The organism is Pseudomonas sp. GM41(2012), from assembly GCF_000282315.2.
In the GTDB taxonomy this organism is placed as follows: domain Bacteria; phylum Pseudomonadota; class Gammaproteobacteria; order Pseudomonadales; family Pseudomonadaceae; genus Aquipseudomonas.
This window is the reverse complement of record NZ_AKJN02000006.1, coordinates 2213192-2230913: the sequence shown is the minus strand read 5'-3', so window position 1 is coordinate 2230913 and position 17722 is coordinate 2213192. Positions and strand designations below refer to the sequence as shown.

At 56.0% G+C, this 17722-nt stretch carries 12 protein-coding genes, 2 tRNA genes, 3 rRNA genes and 1 pseudogene; 11 read left to right on the top strand and 7 right to left on the bottom strand.

What is annotated here, in order from left to right; all coding sequences use genetic code 11:
- Positions 1-74: 74 nt before the first annotated feature.
- Together ssuD and msuE are read right to left on the bottom strand one after the other, a co-directional pair.
- Entirely contained in the window at positions 75-1220 is a 1146-nt protein-coding gene (ssuD, locus tag PMI27_RS15900; RefSeq protein ID WP_008156200.1) for an FMNH2-dependent alkanesulfonate monooxygenase, read from the bottom strand.
- Between the two features lie 10 nt (positions 1221-1230).
- On the bottom strand, positions 1231-1794 hold the full coding sequence (gene msuE / locus PMI27_RS15905) for an FMN reductase (protein WP_008156202.1): 564 nt from the start codon (positions 1792-1794) through the stop codon (positions 1231-1233).
- A 389-nt stretch (positions 1795-2183) separates the two neighbouring features.
- Here msuE and PMI27_RS15910 point away from each other — a divergent pair, with 389 nt between their 5' ends.
- The 4 genes from PMI27_RS15910 (at position 2184) to PMI27_RS15925 (ending at position 6404) form a co-directional block, all read left to right on the top strand.
- Positions 2184-2453 (top strand): hypothetical protein, encoded by a 270-nt coding sequence (locus tag PMI27_RS15910; RefSeq protein ID WP_008156203.1) that lies wholly within the window; start codon positions 2184-2186, stop codon positions 2451-2453.
- Positions 2454-2554: 101 nt separating this feature from the next.
- A complete protein-coding gene (locus PMI27_RS15915; protein WP_008156205.1) occupies positions 2555-3169 on the top strand; it encodes a LysE family translocator in 615 nt (204 codons plus the stop codon).
- A gap of 204 nt (positions 3170-3373) precedes the next feature.
- On the top strand, positions 3374-4531 hold the full coding sequence (locus PMI27_RS15920) for a cysteine desulfurase family protein (protein ID WP_008156206.1): 1158 nt from the start codon (positions 3374-3376) through the stop codon (positions 4529-4531).
- A 64-nt stretch (positions 4532-4595) separates the two neighbouring features.
- Positions 4596-6404 (top strand): aminopeptidase P family protein, encoded by a 1809-nt coding sequence (locus PMI27_RS15925; RefSeq protein ID WP_008156207.1) that lies wholly within the window; start codon positions 4596-4598, stop codon positions 6402-6404.
- Here PMI27_RS15925 and PMI27_RS15930 read toward each other — a convergent pair.
- A complete protein-coding gene (locus PMI27_RS15930) occupies positions 6397-7317 on the bottom strand; it encodes a LysR family transcriptional regulator (protein ID WP_008156209.1) in 921 nt (306 codons plus the stop codon). The two genes, PMI27_RS15925 and PMI27_RS15930, sit on opposite strands and share 8 nt — an antisense overlap.
- Before the next feature lie 104 nt (positions 7318-7421).
- On the opposite strand from PMI27_RS15930, the pseudogene PMI27_RS0229420 reads away from it, so the two are divergent.
- A pseudogene (locus PMI27_RS0229420) lies at positions 7422-8420 on the top strand (zinc-dependent alcohol dehydrogenase family protein).
- Here PMI27_RS0229420 and PMI27_RS15935 read toward each other — a convergent pair.
- Both PMI27_RS15935 and PMI27_RS15940 read right to left on the bottom strand, forming a co-directional pair.
- A complete protein-coding gene (locus PMI27_RS15935) occupies positions 8417-9007 on the bottom strand; it encodes a 2-hydroxychromene-2-carboxylate isomerase (protein ID WP_008156213.1) in 591 nt (196 codons plus the stop codon). The pseudogene PMI27_RS0229420 and the gene PMI27_RS15935 overlap by 4 nt on opposite strands.
- A 36-nt stretch (positions 9008-9043) precedes the next feature.
- Positions 9044-9772: an SDR family oxidoreductase gene (locus PMI27_RS15940; RefSeq protein WP_008156215.1), complete on the bottom strand. Its 729-nt coding sequence runs from the start codon at positions 9770-9772 to the stop codon at positions 9044-9046.
- 92 nt (positions 9773-9864) lie between these two features.
- Between PMI27_RS15940 and PMI27_RS15945 the strand changes: the two genes are divergently transcribed.
- Positions 9865-10425 carry a TetR/AcrR family transcriptional regulator gene (locus PMI27_RS15945; protein WP_008156217.1) on the top strand — a complete coding sequence of 187 codons (561 nt, stop codon included), beginning with the start codon at positions 9865-9867 and terminating at the stop codon, positions 10423-10425.
- 15 nt (positions 10426-10440) lie between these two features.
- Here PMI27_RS15945 and PMI27_RS15950 read toward each other — a convergent pair whose 3' ends face one another.
- The gene (locus tag PMI27_RS15950) at positions 10441-10722 is read right to left on the bottom strand and encodes a hypothetical protein (RefSeq protein ID WP_008156219.1); all 282 of its coding nucleotides are present in this window, start codon (positions 10720-10722) and stop codon (positions 10441-10443) included.
- 168 nt (positions 10723-10890) lie between these two features.
- Positions 10891-11778, bottom strand: coding sequence for a threonine/homoserine exporter RhtA (gene rhtA / locus PMI27_RS15955; RefSeq protein ID WP_008156221.1), 888 nt, complete (start codon positions 11776-11778; stop codon positions 10891-10893).
- Positions 11779-12438: 660 nt separating this feature from the next.
- Between rhtA and PMI27_RS0229415 the strand changes: the two genes are divergently transcribed.
- The 5 genes from PMI27_RS0229415 (at position 12439) to rrf (ending at position 17656) form a co-directional block, all read left to right on the top strand.
- A 16S ribosomal RNA gene (locus tag PMI27_RS0229415) occupies positions 12439-13977 on the top strand.
- A gap of 84 nt (positions 13978-14061) precedes the next feature.
- Positions 14062-14138 (top strand) — tRNA-Ile (locus PMI27_RS0229410).
- A 27-nt stretch (positions 14139-14165) separates the two neighbouring features.
- Positions 14166-14241: transfer RNA gene (locus PMI27_RS0229405), tRNA-Ala, on the top strand.
- A 249-nt stretch (positions 14242-14490) separates the two neighbouring features.
- A 23S ribosomal RNA gene (locus PMI27_RS0229400) occupies positions 14491-17382 on the top strand.
- A 158-nt stretch (positions 17383-17540) separates the two neighbouring features.
- Positions 17541-17656 (top strand): 5S ribosomal RNA (rrf, locus tag PMI27_RS0229395).
- Together the 16S, 23S and 5S rRNA genes with 2 tRNA genes alongside form the textbook arrangement of a ribosomal RNA operon.
- Positions 17657-17722: the final 66 nt, after the last annotated feature.

Genomic DNA, 17722 nt, shown 5'->3' with positions numbered 1-17722 from the left:
TTACGACTGCTGCGCAGCCGAACGGGGGCGAGCCCCCTCGCCACAAATTCACCTTACGGCCAAAGTCTCGGCGATCAGGCCGTGGCTTTGGTGGGCAGCACATCATTGGCGATCATTTCGCCAAACGGCCCGGTGAGATTAGTGACGCCGCGCCCCGCAAGGCTGGCATACGGCTCAGGCAACAGCGGGAACACCAGCTCGGCAAAACGATAAGCCTCTTCGAGGTGCGGATAGCCGGAGAAGATGAAACTCTCGATCCCCAGGTCCGTGTACTCCTTGATTCGCGCCGCCACTTGCTGCGGATCGCCCACCAATGCTGTCCCGGCACCGCCACGCACCAGACCGACACCAGCCCACAGGTTGGGGGAGATTTCCAGGTTGTCACGACGCCCGTCATGCAACGCCGCCATGCGCCGCTGACCTTCGGAGTCGAAACGCGAGAACGACTTCTGCGCGGCCGCGATGGTCTCGTCGCTGATGTGCTCGATCAGTTTGTCCGCGGCTTTCCAGGCCTCTTCGGCGGTCTCGCGAACGATCACGTGCAAGCGAATCCCGAACTTCACCGTGCGACCGTTTCGCGCGGCACGCTCACGCACATCGGCCAGTTTTTCCGCCACGGCGGCCGGTGGTTCGCCCCAGGTCAGGTAGACATCAACCTGCTCGGCGGCCAGTTCATGCGCAGCCTCGGAAGAACCGCCGAAGTACAGCGGCGGATACGGTTTCTGCACAGGCGGATACAACGCCTTGGCGTTCTGTACTTGCAGGTGTTTGCCTTCGAAATCCACCGATTCGCCTTGCAGCACCCGGCGCCAGATTTGCAGGAATTCGTCGGTCACTTCGTAGCGTTCGCTGTGATCGAGGAAGATGCCGTCGCCACGGTTTTCATCCGGGTCACCGCCCGTAACCACGTTGATCAACAAGCGGCCATTGGACAGTCGATCCAGTGTCGCGGCCATGCGCGCCGAGACCGTCGGCGAGATGATCCCCGGCCGGATCGCCACCAGATAACGCAGGCGTTCGGTCAGCGGCACCAGCGCCGAAGCAATCACCCACGAATCTTCGCAGGAGCGCCCGGTCGGAATCAGTACACCGTGGTAGCCGAGGCTGTCGGCCGCCTGGGCCACTTGTTTCAGGTAGTTGAGGGTCACCGGGCGAGCGCCCTGAGTGGTGCCCAGGTAATGGCCGTCGCCGTGAGTCGGCAGAAACCAGAAAACATCCATGAAGGAATCCTTAAGCGATTTTCAGCAGATTTTTGGGGTGCACGCCAAACAATGGCGCGGCGCGTTCTGCAGCAAGGCGTATGCGGGCCTTCAAGGGCTCACTGGTTATTTGGTAATTGGAGAAATCGGCTTCGGTGGCGTAGACGCCAACCGGCAAGGTCAAGGCCTGGAAGAAACTGAACAGCGGCCGCAACTGGTGATCCAGCACCAGTGCATGACGCTCACTGCCACCGGTCGCGGCCAGCAATACCGGCGTGTCGATCAATGCATTGAGGTCGATCAGGTCGAACAGATGCTTGAGCAGTCCAGGGTAGGAACCGCGATAAACCGGCGCGGCGACGATCAGCAGGTCGGCGTTCTCGATCGCTTGCAGCTCGGCTTCGATCTCGGCACTCAACTCTTGACGGGACAGCGCGGTACCCAACGGTCGGGCGATGTCACCCAGTTCAATCAGTTTGCTTTCAATCGGCAATTGCTCGGCCAGTTGCGCCAACAGCGCCTGGGTCAGCACCAACGTGCGGGACGGACGCCAGGTACCGCCGGAGAGGGCAACAACTTTCAATGGACGCGACATGATCAGTTCCTTTTTAAACAGTTGCTCAGGGAGCAGTGAGTAGTCACTGACAGAGAGCAAGAGCTGTACCAATCCCTCGGAGCCCCTGTTTACGGGGCTTTCGGCGCGTTGGCCGGTAGACGCTGTACGAATGGCAGAGCTGTTTGTTGAATGACTGTTGCCTGGCAAACAGTTGCTTGAGCAACAGTGCGTGAAGCGATGACCGTTGTTATAAAGGCTCTGTGTTATTCCTCAAAATACCTAAAATTAATATTTATAGATCGTTTAGAGATATATGAGCGGCATTAGTCAAAGTCGATAGCCACTATCGAGAGCGTTGATTTCTGCTGATCGGATGCCCGGCGTAGCCTGTGTTCATTGCCTCGAACCCAGATGTCAGGACGCTCACAATGAAACCTCTAATCGCTACTTTCTTGCTGCTTGCGGTCTCGGTGCTCGCCGGATGTGCCAGCCATGTTTCCCCGGAATTACGGCCGTACACCGCAGAAGAAACCAGAGAATTGGCACTAGAGGCGTTGAATCGTCGCGGTTTGTCTTTCGACGAATACCACGCGAAAAAAGCCGAATTGCTCGGCCAACCGCAAAAATCATTCAGTTTCGACAAACACGGCGAGATGAACGCCGAACGTGCTGTACAGCTTCACGGTCGTTCTAGCTGATCGAAAACTGTACCGCTTGAAGTTTCACGCAACTGTCCATGGGTTTCCCTGAAGGCCTGCGATAGGGTCAACACCTGACTGACCCCAATGGACTGCCACCCATGACGCTCTCGCTCGATTTGCTGTTGGGCTTTGCCCTGTTTGCGCTTGTCACCTCGATTACTCCCGGCCCCAACAACACGATGTTGCTGGCATCGGGTGTGAACTTCGGCTTTAACCGCACCATTCCCCACATGCTTGGCATTACCTGCGGCTTCTTCGTGCTCGTGGTGGCGGTAGGTTTTGGCTTGGGCGCGGTGTTTCAAACCTATCCTTTGCTCTACAGCGTGCTGCGTTACATCGGCGCGGCGTATTTGTTGTATCTGGCGTGGAAAATCGCCCATTCGGGACCGGTTTCCGAGAGTGAAAAGGGCGAGAGTAAGCCGATCAGCTATTTGGGCGCCGCAGCGTTTCAGTGGGTCAATCCCAAGGCATGGATCATGGCCATCGGGGCCATCAGCACCTACACGCCAATGCAGGGTTATTTCACCAACGTGATCGTGATTGCGGCGGTGTTCGCCTTGATCAACCTGCCGAGCGTCAGTGTCTGGGCAGGCTGCGGCACGTTGTTGCGCAACGTGCTGAAGGATCGCCGCTGGTTGCGGCTGTTCAACTGGGGCATGGCCTTGCTACTGGTGGCTTCGCTGTATCCGTTGTTGCTTGAAAGCTTTAGGTGACGCATTGCTTCAACCGGTTGCCCGATGCCTGTTAAGCTCGACTTCAGGAGCGTTCCTACGCACTTTTAAATGAAGTTGTTCTTCTTTAACGGCCTCCGATCAGGTATTTCTAACGCTCTGAACGATCGGCGCAGCTCACGAGGCTGCGCTTTGACGTTTCAGTGACGAGCCTCCTGATCCCGGAACATGCTCTGCGAGTCTTCTATGAATAAACGTCCTCTGTATTTCGACTACGCCGCCACCACGCCGGTGGATGAGCGAGTCATCAAGGTCATGGTCGAGTGCCTGGGTTTTACCGGCAACTTCGGCAATCCGGCGTCCAGCTCCCATGCGTTCGGTCAACAGGCCCGGCAATCGGTCGAGCAGGCGCGGCAGCAGGTCGCCGAACTGGTCGGGGCTCAGGCGGACCAGATCGTCTGGACCTCCGGCGCCACCGAATCGAATAACCTTGCCCTCAAGGGCGTGGCCCAGGCTCGCGGCGTTTCTGGCGGCCACATCATCACCAGCCAGATCGAACACAAAGCGATTCTCGACACGGCAAAGCAGTTGCAGGATGCCGGCGTCGCGGTGACTTATCTGGTGCCTGACGCCGAGGGCTTGATAACCCCGCAAGCGGTCAGCGAAGCGATGCGCGAAGACACCTTTCTGGTATCGTTGATGCTGGTCAACAACGAGCTGGGCACCGTCAACGACATCGCGGCCATCGGCGAAGTCGTGCGTGCTCGCGACGCGTTGTTCCATGTCGACGCGGCTCAAGGTGCAGGCAAAGTGGTGATCGACCTGGCCCGGTTGCCAGTGGATCTGATGTCATTTTCCGCCCACAAGATTTATGGCCCCAAAGGCATCGGCGCGCTGTACGTCGGGCCGCGCGCGCAGCAACGTTTGCAGGCGCAGATTCATGGCGGTGGTCACGAGGGCGGTTTGCGTTCCGGGACCCTGGCGACTCACCAGATCGCGGCCATGGGTGTGGCGTTCGCCTTGGCAGCCTCTTCGTTCGATGAAGAGAAAGCCACGATCGTCCGGTTGCGTGAACGCTTGCTTGAGCAGTTGCTGAGTATTCCCGGGGTTCGCCTCAATGGCAGTCCGACCCAGCGCATCCCTCATACCTTGAGCCTGACCTTCAACGAAGGCGAGTTCAATTCTGCGGCGTTGAGCACCTCGATCGCGTTTTCCGCGACCTCGGCCTGCAACTCCTCCAGCAATGCGCCTTCCCATGTGCTGCTGGCCCTGGGGCATGACGCCCGTTCGGCGAGTCGCACCATTCGCTTGAGTCTCGGCCGGTTCACCACCGAGCAGGACATCGACCAAGCGGTACACCTGATTAAAGCGGCCTGCGCCAGTGCTCCGGCATTTTGGCAATAGGTCTGAAAGTGCCGGCGTTGATCGACACTCAACAATAATGATGAAGTGATTAGCAGGAGACACGATGAGTACGCAGCCTTCGATCAATGGATCGGTGCCCCAACGCCTGGCGCAAACCCGCGAACTGATGAGCCGGGAGGGCATTCACGCTCTGCTGGTGCCGTCGGCCGATCCGCATCTTTCGGAATACCTGCCGGGTTACTGGCAAGGGCGGCAATGGTTGTCGGGGTTCCATGGTTCGGTCGGCACGCTGATCGTTACGCCGGACTTTGCCGGCGTCTGGGCCGACAGCCGTTATTGGGAACAAGCGACCAAGGAACTCAAGGGCAGCGGCATCGAACTGGTCAAGCTGCAACCGGGCCAACCCGGCCCGCTGGACTGGCTGGCCGAGCAAACCCCTGAAGGCGGCGTCGTCGCGGTAGATGGTGCGGTAATGGCCGTGGCTTCGGCACGTACGTTGGGTGGCAAGCTCGAAGAACGCGGCGCACGTCTGCGCACCGACATCGATGTGTTGAACGAAGTCTGGAGCGACCGTCCGACGCTGCCGAATGAGCCGATCTATCAACACTTGCCACCTCAGGCGACGGTCAGCCGCGGCGAGAAACTGGCCAGGCTGCGTGAGGTTTTGAAAGATCGCGGTGCCGACTGGCATTTCATCGCCACCCTCGATGACATCGCCTGGCTGTTCAACTTGCGCGGCGGTGACGTGTCGTTCAATCCGGTGTTTGTTTCCTTTGCCTTGATCAGCCAGCAGCAGGCAACCCTGTTCGTGGCGCTGAGCAAGGTCGATGCCGGGCTGCGCGCGATCCTCGAACAGGACGGCGTGACCCTGCGCGATTACAGCGAAGTGGCCGCCGCCTTGCGCGCTGTGCCGAGCGGGGCGAGCCTGCAAGTCGATCCGGCGCGCGTCACCGCCGGCTTGCTGGATAACCTGGACAGCGGCGTGAAGCTGATCGAAGGCCTGAACCCGACTACGTTGGCCAAGTCGCAGAAAAGCCTGGCCGATGCCGAGCACATTCGTCAGGCCATGGAGCAGGACGGCGCGGCGCTGTGCGAATTCTTCACCTGGCTGGACACTGCGTTGGGTCGTGAGCGCATCACCGAACTGACCATCGACGAACACCTGACGGCGGCGCGTACCCGACGTCCGGGCTATGTATCGCTGAGCTTCAACACCATTGCCGCGTTCAACGCCAATGGCGCGATGCCGCACTACCACGCCACCGAAGAAGAACACGCGGTGATCGAAGGCGACGGTCTGTTGTTGATCGACTCCGGCGGCCAGTACCTGGGCGGCACTACTGACATCACGCGGATGGTGCCGGTCGGTACGCCGACCGATGAGCAGAAGCGCGATTGCACGCGGGTGCTCAAAGGCGTGATTGCGTTGTCCCGTGCGCAATTTCCTCGTGGCATTCTCTCGCCGTTGCTCGATTCGATTGCCCGCGCGCCGATCTGGGCTGAAAGCGTTGATTACGGTCACGGCACCGGTCACGGCGTCGGCTACTTCCTCAACGTGCATGAAGGCCCGCAGGTAATCGCCTATCAGGCCGCTGCGGCACCGCAAACCGCGATGCAGCCGGGCATGATCACGTCCATCGAACCGGGCACTTACCGTCCGGGCCGCTGGGGTGTGCGGATCGAGAACCTGGTGTTGAACCGCGAGGCGGGCAAAAGCGAATTCGGTGAGTTCCTGAAATTCGAAACCCTGACCTTGTGCCCGATCGACACTCGCTGCCTGGAACCGTCGCTGCTGACTGACGACGAAAAGCAGTGGTTCAACGCCTACCACGCCGAGGTGCGTGAGCGCTTGAGTCCATTGCTCGACGGCGCAGCCCTTGAGTGGTTGAACACCCGGACGGCGGCTATTTGATTGGTTGGAGTTCAGGCGCTTCTTCGAGCGCCTGGCTCATATAGTCGACAAAGGCTTTGACTCTGGCGGATTGGCGACGATTCGCCGGGGACACGGCATGAATCGGCAGTGACTGGGCGCTGTATTCCAGCAACATCGCGGTCACGCGTCCCGCCTTCAAGTCCTCGCTGAACAGCCAGACCGGCGACAGCGAAATCCCCAATCCCCCCAGTACCATCTCGCGGATGGCCTCGGAGTTGTTGCTTTGTGCGTTGCCCTTGATTCGCACTTCGTGACGTTGGGCATCTCTCTCGTAAACCCATAGGTTCTGACTGTTCAGCAGGTTGAACTGCAGGCAGTTGTGTCCGCGTAATTCTTCGGGCGTTTGCGGCCGGCCGTGTTGCGCAAGGTAGTCGGGCGCTGCGACGGTCACTCGGTGGGTTGTGCCGATACGGCGGGCAATCAACCCGCTGTCGTTCAACTCGCCGATCCTGAAGGTGACGTCCAGTCCTTCACTGACCAGGTCCTGATTTTGATCGCTCAGTTGCAGATCAATCTGCACTTGTGGATATTTTTTGAGGAATGCCGGCAGTCGCGGAGCAATCTGCAGGCGCCCGAAACTCACGGACGATCCGATTTTCAGGTTTCCGGCAATAGCTTCGCGGCCGGAGTGAAAACTGTGTTCTGCGGCGTCTACGGCCGCCAGAATTTGTCGACATTCGCTGTAGTACCGCTGACCTTCGTCGGTCAGGGACAGTTGTCGGGTGCTGCGGGAAATCAGCTTTCCACCCAGTTCAGTTTCCAGTGCTCGCAGCACTTTGCTGATGGTCGGCTGGCTGGTCTGCAATTCCCTGGCGACGGCAGAAAAGCTGCCACGTTCGACAACGCGGACGAAGATCGCCATTGCATTGAATTTGTCCACGGGGTTTCTCATTGATGCCAAATGGGCATGGTCACTATAGCTATATAGCTTCTTATCGGCATGAGTGAACGGGAGGAAGATTTATCCCACAGCCACCTCTGACGGGAAATTGCGAAATGACTGACTCACTTGAAATGCGCGCTCTGATTGTTGATTCGGCCAACGGGCCTTTACGCTTGGCTTCCGTTCAACGGCCCGTGCCTGAGGCCGGTCAGGTATTGGTCAGGATCAAGGCCAGTGGGGTGAACCCCCTGGATGGAAAGATTCGGTCGGGTCAGGCTGCTCATGCGCGCCAGCCATTGCCGGCGGTATTGGGTATTGATCTCGCAGGAACAGTGGAGGCATAGGGGGAGGGTGTCAGCGGATGGCTACCGGGTGATGAGGTCTATGCGATGGCCACCGGCATTGGCGGTGCGCAGGGTTCACTGGCTGAATACGCCGCCGTCGATGCACGACTGCTGGCGCGCAAGCCAGGCAATTTGAGCATGCGCGAGGCGGCAGGGTTGCCGTTGATACTGATCACTGCGTGGGAAGGATTGGTGGATCGTGCGCGGGTGCGGGCGGGGCAGAAAGTGCTGATTCACGGCGGTGCGGGTGGTGTCGGGCATGTGGCTATACAAATTGCCCGGGCTTTCGGTGCTGACGTGTTTGCTACCGGGTCGGCCGGGAAGCAGGCGATCATCGAAGGGTTCGGTGCGACGTTTATTGATTATCGTAAATCTTCGGTTGAGGAGTATGTGGCTGAGCACACGGCTGGGGAGGGCTTCGACATTGTCTACGATACGGTGGGTGGTGAGACACTGGACGCTTCATTCAAGGCTGCTCGGGTTTACGAGGGGCATGTCGTGAGTTGTCTCGGATGGGGGCAGCACAGTCTTGCGCCGCTCTCGTTTCGTGGGGCGACTTATTCTGGAGTGTTTACCTTGTTGCCGTTGCTGACTGGCAAGGGGCGTGAGCACCATGGGGAGATACTTCGTGAGGCTGCGCGGTTGATCGAGGCGGGGCAGTTGAAACCGCTGCTCGACCCTCGGCAGTTCACGCTGCAAACCGCCGAGGCCGCCCATGAGCTGCTCGTTTCGGGAGCTGCGCAGGGGCGGTTGGTTGTCGATATTTAACTCAGGGCTTCAAGGACGAAGTCCAGGCGATCCTGGCCGAAGAACAGCTGATCATCGACAAACATGCTTGGGGCACCGAATACACCCCGTTGCACTGCTTTCTCTGTGTTGTCCTTGAGAGTGGCTTTGACTTCCTCGTCGGCGGTCAAGGCCAGCACCTCATTTGGATCGAAACCGTTCTGTGTCAGTACTGACGCGACGGTCGCCAGGTCATCGAGGCTGCGGCCTTCAACCCAGAGGGCGTGAAACAGGCAATCGATGAATGCCTGAAAGCGTTCGGGATGGCGCAACTGCATGCCGGTGACAGCGCGCATCAGCATCAGGGTGTTGATAGGAAAGAGGGGATTGAACTTCAGTGGCACGCCATAGCGCTTTGCATAGCGGTCCAGGTCTTGAAACATGTAGCGGCCCTTGGCGGGGATCGTCGCGGGGGAGGCGTTACCTGTGGCTTTGAAGACGCCGCCCAGCAAGAAGGGTATGTAGATCAACTGGCTGTCGGTCTGCTCGCAGATCTTCGGTAGTTGGGTATAGGCCAGGTAGGTGGCGGGGCTGCCGAGGTCGAAGTAGAACTCCACGGTTTTGCTCATGGTCGATGCGCTCTGTTTATTTTTGTTGGGGAGGGCTTACCAGCGTTCGCTCCAGGGGCGGAGGTCCAGCTCGAAGGTCCATGCGTCACGGGGCTGGCTGTGGAGGTACCAATAGTTCTCGGCAATGTGCTCTGGATTGAGAATGCCGTCCTGATCCTTGGTCGCGTACTTTTCGGGGAAACTCTCACGGATAAAATCGGTATCGATGGCACCGTCGACTACAACATGGGCGACGTGAATGTTCATCGGCCCCAGTTCACGTGCCATGCTCTGCGCCAGGGCACGAATTCCGTGCTTGGCGCCGGCGAACGCCGCAAATCCTGAGGCTCCACGCAGGCCGGCGGTAGCACCGGTGAACAGGATAGTCCCGCGTTGACGCTTGGCCATGCGCTTGGCCACTTCACGAGCGTTGAGAAATCCTGAGAAGCAGGCCATTTCCCAGATCTTGAAATATTTGCGCGCGGTTTCTTCGAGAATGCTGCAAGGCACATTGGCGCCGATGTTGAAGACGAACGCTTCGATTGGGCCAATCTGGCTTTCGATCTGCTCAACTAATGCAATCACGTCCTCTTCCTTGCGCGCATCGCAGGCAAACCCGTGGGCTTCACCGCCTTCGGCCTTGATGGCATCCACCAGCGGCTGGAGTTTGTCCGCGCTGCGGCGGGTGACACACGCCACAAATCCTTCCTGCGCAAAGCGTTTTGCAATTGCGCCGCCGGTGGCGTCCCCAGCACCTACAACCAGCACGACCTTCTTGTTATTCATGGGTAGATCCCTTTGCTAAACGATCGTTAACTAAACGAACGTTATGCTACGATTCGGCAAGCGTCAAGGTGATCAATCCTGAGGGCAAGGCAATGCGTTACTCGGCCAATCACAAACTGGAAACCAAAGAGAAACTACTCGAAAGCAGTGCGGTGTCGGCCAAGAAGTCTGGTTTTTCAACGGTGGGTGTCGACGGGTTGATGAAGGCAATCGGCTTGAGCGGCGGGGCTTTCTACAGTCATTTTTCATCGAAGGATGAGCTGTTCGCTTCAATCGTCGAGCGTGAGCTGTCTCAAAGTCTGGAGCGTTTAGGGGCGGACCAGAATCGTGAGAAGCTCCAGCGCTGCCTGAAACACTACCTGAGCATGGCTCATGTCGAGCACCCGGAGTCCGGCTGTGCTTTGCCGGCATTGGGGGCTGAGATTGCACGTTCAGACGTGATGATTCGTCAGCAGGCGGAGAACTGGATTTGTCGGCTTCAGAAGAGTTGGGCGCAGGCTCTGGAAAGCGACAGCCTGGCCTGGGCGATTCTGTCGCAATGCATCGGTGCGTTGGTCATTGCGCGAATGCTGGCCACGCCAGACATCCAGCGCGCGGTACTGAAGTCCAGTTACGATGAGATTGGCCGCCAGATCGCAGGTCCACGAACCTGACAAGGCGGCATCAATCTATTTGCAGATGACGATCATGCTGCGGCTGGTATAGCCGGCAGGGTTGAGGCCGAACGGGTAATCGCCTGGTTCTTCCACAGCGTCCCCTGACTTGGCGATGACTTTGTAACCTTTGGGTGCGCATGAGTTGGCAGCACTGGTGTAGCACTTGTCCCAGGATGACGAGAGCCCGGAACAGTTGATATGCAGCCCTCTCTTGCCGTGTTTTACCTGGGTTTTCGATGTCGCCGCGCAGCCCGCAACCGCAAGTACGGCGATCAGTATCAAAATTCGTTTCATTACTATCCTTATAGCGTCCCCGGATCTTTGCGCCCGGGTCTGGCTGCATTCGCTTTCACTTGAAGCGTTCTGATATCCCTATCTGAAAAATCCATGTCTGACACTGGGTTACGGGCCTAAACATGGCCTAATTGCGCGGCAAATACCAGACCCTCGTAAAATCCTGTCTCAATCTGCAGCGACAGCAGGCTTGGCCGCACTCCCCATTGTCATGGTCGCGCCTATGGAAGCCAAAATGATGCACATGATGGCTATCCATTGTGACAGTGAGAGGTACTCATGGAGAAACAACAGGCCTGACAGTGCGCCGATCGCAGGTTCAATGCTCATCAACGTGCCGAATGTCCGGGTCGGGATTCGGGTGAGGGCGACCATCTCCAGCGTGTAGGGCACGGCGGTGGATAGAATGGCGACAGCGATGGCCACGGGGATCAGTGAGGGAGTGAGCAGCGCGGCGCCAGCATGGACGATGCCGATAGGGGCTACAAAAAATGCCGCAATCATCACCCCCAGTGCGGCAGTCTGCACGCCATTGTCGGCGCCGGCCTTTTGGCCGAACAGAATGTACAGCGCCCAGCAGACACCTGCGCCCAATGCATAACCGGCGCCTACCAGATCGATCCCCGCAGTCGTTTCTCCCATAGGTATTAACAGCAGCAAGCCGACGGCTGCCAGGGCGATCCACAAAAAGTCGATCGCGCGACGTGAGGCGTAGATGGCAACCGCCAGTGGGCCGGTGAATTCCAGCGCAACCGCGATGCCGAGGGGGACGGTTTGCAAGGACATATAGAAAAGGAAGTTCATGCCGCCCAGCGCCATTCCGTAGACGATGACGGTGCGCAGGGATTTTGCGGTGAGCTTCGCTCGCCAGGGGCGCAGTATCAACATCATGATCACGCTGGCGAAGATCAGCCGCAGGGTGGTAGTCCCTTGCGCACCGATAATGGGGAACATGCTTTTAGCAAGGGAGGCTCCCGACTGGATTGATGCCATGGCTATTAATAGCAGGCCAACCGAAAACAGGGTCGAGGCAAGGCTGCGAGGTTGGTCATTCATTGCGTGGCATCGTCCGAAGTAGGAAGCGAGAGTGTTATTGGGCAATATACTGCGCATTCATGGCCGGCGCGTCTATATATAAGCAGCGATTTTGAGCGTCCTTATAGAAAAGCGAATTAAGGGTTGACGGCAGATTCTGGAAGTCTATAATTCGCCCCACTTCCGGCGCAGTCGAAACGGAAAACTCCTTGGTAAACAACGAGTTACGCAGTTTTCGGCAGCGGGTTGCTTCAGGTCATCGAAGCCCAGAAGGAGTTGATCGGGCGGTCTGTTTTTGCCTAGTTGACGATTCGATCTTCTCGGTCGAAAGCGGAACAAAAGAGGTGTTGACAGCAGCGAGTAACGCTGTAGAATTCGCCTCCCGCTAACGAGAGATCGAAAGCGCAAGTGGTTGAAGTTGCAAAGGAAACTTTGAAAACTTCGAAAAATAACCGCTTGACAGCAACAGAGGCTGCTGTAGAATGCGCGCCTCGGTTGAGACGAAAGATCTTAACCAACCGCTCTTTAACAACTGAATCAAGCAATTCGTGTGGGTGCTTGTGGAGTCAGACTGATAGTCAACAAGATTATCAGCATCACAAGTTACTCCGCGAGAAATCAAAGATGTAACCAACGATTGCTGAGCCAAGTTTAGGGTTTCTTAAAAACCCAAAGATGTTTGAACTGAAGAGTTTGATCATGGCTCAGATTGAACGCTGGCGGCAGGCCTAACACATGCAAGTCGAGCGGCAGCACGGGTACTTGTACCTGGTGGCGAGCGGCGGACGGGTGAGTAATGCCTAGGAATCTGCCTGGTAGTGGGGGATAACGCTCGGAAACGGACGCTAATACCGCATACGTCCTACGGGAGAAAGCAGGGGACCTTCGGGCCTTGCGCTATCAGATGAGCCTAGGTCGGATTAGCTAGTTGGTGAGGTAATGGCTCACCAAGGCGACGATCCGTAACTGGTCTGAGAGGATGATCAGTCACACTGGAACTGAGACACGGTCCAGACTCCTACGGGAGGCAGCAGTGGGGAATATTGGACAATGGGCGAAAGCCTGATCCAGCCATGCCGCGTGTGTGAAGAAGGTCTTCGGATTGTAAAGCACTTTAAGTTGGGAGGAAGGGCGTTAACCTAATACGTTGGTGTCTTGACGTTACCGACAGAATAAGCACCGGCTAACTCTGTGCCAGCAGCCGCGGTAATACAGAGGGTGCAAGCGTTAATCGGAATTACTGGGCGTAAAGCGCGCGTAGGTGGTTTGTTAAGTTGGATGTGAAATCCCCGGGCTCAACCTGGGAACTGCATTCAAAACTGACAAGCTAGAGTATGGTAGAGGGTGGTGGAATTTCCTGTGTAGCGGTGAAATGCGTAGATATAGGAAGGAACACCAGTGGCGAAGGCGACCACCTGGACTGATACTGACACTGAGGTGCGAAAGCGTGGGGAGCAAACAGGATTAGATACCCTGGTAGTCCACGCCGTAAACGATGTCAACTAGCCGTTGGGAGCCTTGAGCTCTTAGTGGCGCAGCTAACGCATTAAGTTGACCGCCTGGGGAGTACGGCCGCAAGGTTAAAACTCAAATGAATTGACGGGGGCCCGCACAAGCGGTGGAGCATGTGGTTTAATTCGAAGCAACGCGAAGAACCTTACCAGGCCTTGACATCCAATGAACTTTCCAGAGATGGATTGGTGCCTTCGGGAACATTGAGACAGGTGCTGCATGGCTGTCGTCAGCTCGTGTCGTGAGATGTTGGGTTAAGTCCCGTAACGAGCGCAACCCTTGTCCTTAGTTACCAGCACGTAATGGTGGGCACTCTAAGGAGACTGCCGGTGACAAACCGGAGGAAGGTGGGGATGACGTCAAGTCATCATGGCCCTTACGGCCTGGGCTACACACGTGCTACAATGGTCGGTACAGAGGGTTGCCAAGCCGCGAGGTGGAGCTAATCCCAGAAAACCGATCGTAGTCCGGATCGCAGTCTGCAACTCGACTGCGTGAAGTCGGAATCGCTAGTAATCGCGAATCAGAATGTCGCGGTGAATACGTTCCCGGGCCTTGTACACACCGCCCGTCACACCATGGGAGTGGGTTGCACCAGAAGTAGCTAGTCTAACCTTCGGGAGGACGGTTACCACGGTGTGATTCATGACTGGGGTGAAGTCGTAACAAGGTAGCCGTAGGGGAACCTGCGGCTGGATCACCTCCTTAATCGACGACATCAGCTGCTCCATAAGCTCCCACACGAATTGCTTGATTCATTGAAGAAGACGATAAAAGAAGCAGCCCGAAATTGGGTCTGTAGCTCAGTTGGTTAGAGCGCACCCCTGATAAGGGTGAGGTCGGCAGTTCGAATCTGCCCAGACCCACCAATTTTGTGTGGGAACCTGTAGAAATACGGGGCCATAGCTCAGCTGGGAGAGCGCCTGCCTTGCACGCAGGAGGTCAACGGTTCGATCCCGTTTGGCTCCACCACTACTGCTTCTGTTTGTTGAAAGCTTAGAAATGAGCATTCCATCGTGATGATGGTGAATGTTGATTTCTAGTCTTTGGCTAGATCGTTCTTTAAAAATTTGGGTATGTGATAGAAAGATAGACTGAACGTTACTTTCACTGGTAACGGATCAGGCTAAGGTAAAATTTGTGAGTTGCTCTTAATTGAGTATTATCGAATTTTCGGCGAATGTCGTCTTCACAGTATAACCAGATTGCTTGGGGTTATATGGTCAAGTGAAGAAGCGCATACGGTGGATGCCTTGGCAGTCAGAGGCGATGAAAGACGTGGTAGCCTGCGAAAAGCTTCGGGGAGTCGGCAAACAGACTTTGATCCGGAGATGTCTGAATGGGGGAACCCAGCCATCATAAGATGGTTATCTTAAGCTGAATACATAGGCTTAAGAGGCGAACCAGGGGAACTGAAACATCTAAGTACCCTGAGGAAAAGAAATCAACCGAGATTCCCTTAGTAGTGGCGAGCGAACGGGGACTAGCCCTTAAGTGGCTTTGAGATTAGCGGAACGCTCTGGAAAGTGCGGCCATAGTGGGTGATAGCCCTGTACGCGAAAATCTCTTAGTCATGAAATCGAGTAGGACGGAGCACGAGAAACTTTGTCTGAATATGGGGGGACCATCCTCCAAGGCTAAATACTACTGACTGACCGATAGTGAACTAGTACCGTGAGGGAAAGGCGAAAAGAACCCCGGAGAGGGGAGTGAAATAGATCCTGAAACCGTATGCGTACAAGCAGTGGGAGCCCACTTTGTTGGGTGACTGCGTACCTTTTGTATAATGGGTCAGCGACTTATTTTCAGTGGCGAGCTTAACCGAATAGGGGAGGCGTAGCGAAAGCGAGTCTTAATAGGGCGTCTAGTCGCTGGGAATAGACCCGAAACCGGGCGATCTATCCATGGGCAGGTTGAAGGTTGGGTAACACTAACTGGAGGACCGAACCGACTACCGTTGAAAAGTTAGCGGATGACCTGTGGATCGGAGTGAAAGGCTAATCAAGCTCGGAGATAGCTGGTTCTCCTCGAAAGCTATTTAGGTAGCGCCTCATGTATCACTGTAGGGGGTAGAGCACTGTTTCGGCTAGGGGGTCATCCCGACTTACCAAACCGATGCAAACTCCGAATACCTACAAGTGCCGAGCATGGGAGACACACGGCGGGTGCTAACGTCCGTCGTGAAAAGGGAAACAACCCAGACCGTCAGCTAAGGTCCCAAAGTTATGGTTAAGTGGGAAACGATGTGGGAAGGCTTAGACAGCTAGGAGGTTGGCTTAGAAGCAGCCACCCTTTAAAGAAAGCGTAATAGCTCACTAGTCGAGTCGGCCTGCGCGGAAGATGTAACGGGGCTCAAACCATACACCGAAGCTACGGGTATCACTTAGGTGATGCGGTAGAGGAGCGTTCTGTAAGCCTGTGAAGGTGAGTTGAGAAGCTTGCTGGAGGTATCAGAAGTGCGAATGCTGACATGAGTAACGACAATGGGTGTGAAAAACACCCACGCCGAAAGACCAAGGTTTCCTGCGCAACGTTAATCGACGCAGGGTTAGTCGGTCCCTAAGGCGAGGCTGAAAAGCGTAGTCGATGGAAAACAGGTTAATATTCCTGTACTTCTGGTTATTGCGATGGAGGGACGGAGAAGGCTAGGCCAGCTTGGCGTTGGTTGTCCAAGTTTAAGGTGGTAGGCTGGAATCTTAGGTAAATCCGGGATTCTAAGGCCGAGAGCTGATGACGAGTTACCCTCTGGGTGACGAAGTGGTTGATGCCATGCTTCCAAGAAAAGCTTCTAAGCTTCAGGTAACCAGGAACCGTACCCCAAACCGACACAGGTGGTTGGGTAGAGAATACCAAGGCGCTTGAGAGAACTCGGGTGAAGGAACTAGGCAAAATGGCACCGTAACTTCGGGAGAAGGTGCGCCGGTGAGGGTGAAGCATTTACTGCGTAAGCCCATGCCGGTCGAAGATACCAGGCCGCTGCGACTGTTTATTAAAAACACAGCACTCTGCAAACACGAAAGTGGACGTATAGGGTGTGACGCCTGCCCGGTGCCGGAAGGTTAATTGATGGGGTTAGCTAACGCGAAGCTCTTGATCGAAGCCCCGGTAAACGGCGGCCGTAACTATAACGGTCCTAAGGTAGCGAAATTCCTTGTCGGGTAAGTTCCGACCTGCACGAATGGCGTAACGATGGCGGCGCTGTCTCCACCCGAGACTCAGTGAAATTGAAATCGCTGTGAAGATGCAGTGTATCCGCGGCTAGACGGAAAGACCCCGTGAACCTTTACTATAGCTTTGCACTGGACTTTGAATTTGCTTGTGTAGGATAGGTGGGAGGCTTTGAAGCGTGGACGCCAGTTCGCGTGGAGCCAACCTTGAAATACCACCCTGGCAACTTTGAGGTTCTAACTCAGGTCCGTTATCCGGATCGAGGACAGTGTATGGTGGGTAGTTTGACTGGGGCGGTCTCCTCCTAAAGAGTAACGGAGGAGTACGAAGGTGCGCTCAGACCGGTCGGAAATCGGTCGTAGAGTATAAAGGCAAAAGCGCGCTTGACTGCGAGACAGACACGTCGAGCAGGTACGAAAGTAGGTCTTAGTGATCCGGTGGTTCTGTATGGAAGGGCCATCGCTCAACGGATAAAAGGTACTCCGGGGATAACAGGCTGATACCGCCCAAGAGTTCATATCGACGGCGGTGTTTGGCACCTCGATGTCGGCTCATCACATCCTGGGGCTGAAGCCGGTCCCAAGGGTATGGCTGTTCGCCATTTAAAGTGGTACGCGAGCTGGGTTTAGAACGTCGTGAGACAGTTCGGTCCCTATCTGCCGTGGACGTTTGAGATTTGAGAGGGGCTGCTCCTAGTACGAGAGGACCGGAGTGGACGAACCTCTGGTGTTCCGGTTGTCACGCCAGTGGCATTGCCGGGTAGCTATGTTCGGAATAGATAACCGCTGAAAGCATCTAAGCGGGAAACTAGCCTCAAGATGAGATCTCACTGGGACCTTGAGTCCCCTGAAGGGCCGTCGAAGACTACGACGTTGATAGGTTGGGTGTGTAAGCGCTGTGAGGCGTTGAGCTAACCAATACTAATTGCCCGTGAGGCTTGACCATATAACACCCAAGCAATTTGACTACTCGAAAGAGCATCAGATTGCGGTGTGTGAAGACGAAACGAACCGAAAGTTCGAGATACTCACAAAACACCAAACTATCGCATACCCATTCGCTGGAGCGTGAACCGAAAGGTAAACGACCTGGCTACCGAATTTCTTGACGACCATAGAGCATTGGAACCACCTGATCCCATCCCGAACTCAGCAGTGAAACGATGCATCGCCGATGGTAGTGTGGGGTTTCCCCATGTGAGAGTAGGTCATCGTCAAGATTAAATTCCGAAACCCCTATCTGCGTATGCAGGTAGGGGTTTTGTTTTGTCCGCAGGAAAGTGACG

Coding starts and splice junctions, on each gene's coding strand:
- ssuD (WP_008156200.1), bottom strand. CDS start 1,220: ATGGATGTTTTCTGGTTTCTGCCGACTCACGGCGACGGCCATTACCTG.
- msuE (WP_008156202.1), bottom strand. CDS start 1,794: ATGTCGCGTCCATTGAAAGTTGTTGCCCTCTCCGGCGGTACCTGGCGT.
- PMI27_RS15910 (WP_008156203.1), top strand. CDS start 2,184: ATGAAACCTCTAATCGCTACTTTCTTGCTGCTTGCGGTCTCGGTGCTC.
- PMI27_RS15915 (WP_008156205.1), top strand. CDS start 2,555: ATGACGCTCTCGCTCGATTTGCTGTTGGGCTTTGCCCTGTTTGCGCTT.
- PMI27_RS15920 (WP_008156206.1), top strand. CDS start 3,374: ATGAATAAACGTCCTCTGTATTTCGACTACGCCGCCACCACGCCGGTG.
- PMI27_RS15925 (WP_008156207.1), top strand. CDS start 4,596: ATGAGTACGCAGCCTTCGATCAATGGATCGGTGCCCCAACGCCTGGCG.
- PMI27_RS15930 (WP_008156209.1), bottom strand. CDS start 7,317: ATGAGAAACCCCGTGGACAAATTCAATGCAATGGCGATCTTCGTCCGC.
- PMI27_RS15935 (WP_008156213.1), bottom strand. CDS start 9,007: ATGAGCAAAACCGTGGAGTTCTACTTCGACCTCGGCAGCCCCGCCACC.
- PMI27_RS15940 (WP_008156215.1), bottom strand. CDS start 9,772: ATGAATAACAAGAAGGTCGTGCTGGTTGTAGGTGCTGGGGACGCCACC.
- PMI27_RS15945 (WP_008156217.1), top strand. CDS start 9,865: ATGCGTTACTCGGCCAATCACAAACTGGAAACCAAAGAGAAACTACTC.
- PMI27_RS15950 (WP_008156219.1), bottom strand. CDS start 10,722: ATGAAACGAATTTTGATACTGATCGCCGTACTTGCGGTTGCGGGCTGC.
- rhtA (WP_008156221.1), bottom strand. CDS start 11,778: ATGAATGACCAACCTCGCAGCCTTGCCTCGACCCTGTTTTCGGTTGGC.